Here is a 2,899-nt window from a genome sequence, read left to right as displayed (position 1 = left end):
CGGTAAAGCTGCCGGGCACCGCGAAAAACCTGATCATCGGCGGCATGAACGACAGCACCGTGCTGGGCGGCGTGCGCGCCACCGAAAGCGCCGGTTTCAAGGCGGCCAATGTGATTGGCGTGGGCATCAATGGCACTGATGCGATTGAAGAGTTGAAGAAAACCGACACCGGCTTCTACGGCTCAATGCTGCTCAGCCCCGATGCATCCGGCTACAAAACCGCCACGGCGATGTTCGAGTGGGTCACCAAAGGCACCGAGCCTGCCAAGTTCACCGCCCTGGATAACGTAACCCTCATCACCCGCGCCAACTTCAAGGAAGAGTTGAGCAAAATCGGTCTGTGGAAATGACCGGCGCGGCCTTGCGTTTCAACGGCATCGGCAAGGAGTTTCCCGGGGTCAAGGCGCTGGCGCAAATCAGCTTTGAAGCGCGGCCGCACTCGGTGCATGCGCTGATGGGCGAGAACGGCGCGGGCAAGTCCACGCTGCTCAAGATCCTCGGCGGTGCCTACACGCCCAGCAGCGGCACGGTGCAGATCGGCGAGCAGGTCATGGCGTTCAAGAACGCCGCCGACAGCATCGCCAACGGCGTGGCGGTGATTCACCAGGAGCTGCATCTGGTGCCGGAAATGACCGTGGCCGAGAACCTGTTTCTCGGGCATTTGCCGTCGCGTTTCGGCGTGGTCAACGGCGGCCAGCTGCGCAAGCAGGCGTTGGCGTGCCTTAAAGGCCTGGCCGATGAAATCGATCCGCAAGAGAAGCTTGGGCGCCTGTCCCTCGGCCAGCGCCAACTGGTGGAAATCGCCAAGGCGTTGTCCCGTGGTGCCCATGTGATTGCTTTTGACGAACCCACCAGCAGCCTGTCGGCGCGGGAAATCGACCGCTTGATGGCGATCATCACGCGCCTGCGCGATGAGGGCAAAGTGGTGCTGTATGTGTCGCATCGCATGGAAGAAGTGTTCCGTATTTGCGATGCGGTGACGGTGTTCAAGGACGGCCGTTATGTGCGCACTTTTGACGACATGGCCACACTGACTCACGACCAGTTGGTGACCTGCATGGTCGGGCGAGATATCCAGGATATCTACGATTACCGCCCGCGCGAACGCGGTGAGGTGGCGCTCAAGGTCAACGGTTTGCTTGGGCCTGGCCTGCGCGAAGCGGTCAGCCTGCAGGTGCACAAGGGCGAGATTCTCGGCCTTTTCGGGCTGGTGGGCGCCGGGCGTACCGAGCTGTTTCGTTTGCTCAGTGGCCTGGAACGCGCAACGGCCGGGCAGTTGGAATTGTTTGGGCAAGCCCTGCCATTACATTCACCACGCGATGCCATCGCCGCCGGTGTGCTGCTGTGCCCGGAGGACCGCAAAAAAGAAGGCATCATCCCGCTGTCCAGCGTGGCCGAGAACATCAACATCAGTGCGCGTGGCGCGCATTCGACCTTTGGCTGGCTGTTGCGTGAAGGCTGGGAGAAGGGCAACGCCGACAAGCAGATCAAGGCGATGAAAGTCAAAACGCCGAACGCCGAGCAGAAAATCATGTACCTGTCCGGCGGCAATCAACAGAAGGCCATTCTTGGCCGCTGGCTGTCGATGCCGATGAAAGTGTTGCTGCTGGATGAGCCCACACGCGGCATCGATATCGGCGCCAAGTCGGAAATCTACCAGATCATTCATAACCTTGCGGCCAGCGGCATTGCGGTGATTGTGGTGTCCAGCGACCTGATGGAAGTGATGGGCATCTCTGATCGCATCCTGGTGATGAGTGAAGGCGCGCTGACTGGCGAGTTGACCCGCGACCAGGCGGATGAAGCGAAGCTGTTGCAACTGGCTCTCCCGCGTTCGCGGGCTTGAAGAATTCGAGGGTATAGGTATGTCACAGGTAAAAACTGCAAAGGGCTTTTGGCCGGGTTTCAACCAACGTAAATTTCTCGATGATTGGGTGATGCTACTCGCGGCATTGAGCATCTTTGTGCTCAGCGCGCTGTTTATCGACAACTTCCTCTCGCCGCTGAATATGCGCGGGCTGGGCCTGGCGATTTCGACGGTGGGCATCGCTGCGTGCACCATGCTGTTCTGCCTGGCATCGGGGCATTTCGACTTGTCAGTCGGCTCGGTGATCGCCTGTGCCGGTGTGGTCGCGGGGATTGTGATTCGTGACACCGACAGCGTGGTACTCGGCGTGTCCGCTGCGTTGGCCATGGGCCTGGTAGTGGGGCTGATCAACGGCATCGTGATCGCCAAGCTGCGCATCAACGCGTTGATCGCAACCTTGGCGACCATGCAGATCGTGCGCGGGCTGGCCTATATCTTTTCCAACGGCAAGGCGGTCGGCGTGATGGACGAACGCTTCTTTGTGTTCGGCAACGGCCAACTGATGGGCGTGCCGGTGCCGATCATCATCACCGTGTTGTGCTTTGTGTTCTTCGGCTGGCTGCTCAACTACACCACCTACGGGCGCAACACCATGGCCATCGGCGGCAACCAGGAAGCGGCGTTGCTGGCCGGGGTGAATGTCGACCGCACCAAGATCATCATCTTTGCCGTGCACGGCTTGATCGGCGCATTGGCCGGGGTGATCCTCGCCTCGCGCATGACCTCGGGCCAGCCGATGATCGGCCAGGGCTTCGAGCTGACGGTAATCTCGGCGTGTGTGTTGGGCGGTGTGTCGTTGAGCGGCGGTATCGGCATGATCCGCCATGTGATTGCCGGGGTGTTGATTCTGGCGATCATCGAGAACGCGATGAACCTGAAGAACATCGACACGTTTTACCAGTATGTGATCCGGGGCTCGATCCTGCTCTTGGCGGTCATCATCGACCGCATGAAGCAACGCTGAACGCTCGCCCTATGAAGATCCAAATGTGGGAGCTGGCTTGCCTGCGATAGCGGTGAGTCAGCTAATTA

At 59.8% G+C, this 2,899-nt stretch carries 2 protein-coding genes and 1 pseudogene; all 3 read left to right on the top strand.

The window, feature by feature from the left end; translation table 11 throughout:
* Positions 1-350, top strand: a pseudogene (locus FEM54_RS29455) (arabinose ABC transporter substrate-binding protein); the annotation flags it as partial.
* Entirely contained in the window at positions 347-1,846 is a 1,500-nt protein-coding gene (gene araG / locus FEM54_RS29450; RefSeq protein ID WP_032865806.1) for an L-arabinose ABC transporter ATP-binding protein AraG, read from the top strand. The pseudogene FEM54_RS29455 and the gene araG, both read left to right, overlap by 4 nt.
* A 19-nt stretch (positions 1,847-1,865) precedes the next feature.
* Entirely contained in the window at positions 1,866-2,831 is a 966-nt protein-coding gene (araH, locus tag FEM54_RS29445) for an L-arabinose ABC transporter permease AraH (RefSeq protein WP_017138344.1), read from the top strand.
* Positions 2,832-2,899 lie beyond the last annotated feature (68 nt).

The organism is Pseudomonas edaphica (assembly GCF_005863185.1).
Classification (GTDB): domain Bacteria; phylum Pseudomonadota; class Gammaproteobacteria; order Pseudomonadales; family Pseudomonadaceae; genus Aquipseudomonas; species Aquipseudomonas edaphica.
The sequence above is the reverse complement of the archived record's forward strand: the minus strand, read 5'-3'. Positions and strand labels throughout refer to the sequence as shown.